Consider the following 596-nt stretch of genomic DNA (forward strand, 5'->3'; position numbering starts at 1 on the left):
AGGTTACGGTGGATGATCTGTTAGAAGAGATGCGGCCATGGTATGACAACTACTGTTTCTCAGAGGATATGTCAGACGAGCACATGTTCAACTCAGACATGACATTATACTTTCTTAATGAATATATGCAACGGCATAAACCGCCTAAGATGATGGTCGATACCAACATCCGCACAGACTACAACAAACTTCGCCACTTGGTGCAGATAGACAAACGATTAGGTGTTAATACTTCCGTTATCCAGCAACTGGTAGTAGAGGGAAAGGTGACGGCCAACATCGCACAATCTTTCCCTGCCGAACGGATGGTCGACACGGAGAATTTCAAGAGTCTGCTGTTCTATTTCGGTATGTTGTCTATACAAGGGACGGATTTTGGTAGTCCTATTTTAGGCATTCCCAATCTGACTGTACGCGAACAGCTGTATACCTACCTAATTGAAGCCTACCGCAATGCTTCAGTTTTTGATATGGACATGTCACAGCTTTCTATGCTTGTTAAAGGAATGGCTTTACAAGGCGATTGGCAACCTGTTTTTCAGTACTTTGCCAAAGAACTGGAACGGCAAAGCGCCATCCGCGAATTTATCGAGGGA

Annotated in this window: 1 protein-coding gene; it reads left to right on the forward strand. The window is 44.3% G+C overall.

All coding sequences use genetic code 11. The features are described 5' to 3' along the window. On the forward strand, positions 1–596 hold a 596-nt coding region (locus Q3C19_RS18340; protein ID WP_302731313.1), incomplete at both ends, for an AAA family ATPase.

It is taken from the genome of Bacteroides sp. ET489, from assembly GCF_030518095.1.
In the GTDB taxonomy this organism is placed as follows: Bacteria; Bacteroidota; Bacteroidia; order Bacteroidales; family Bacteroidaceae; genus Bacteroides; species Bacteroides ndongoniae.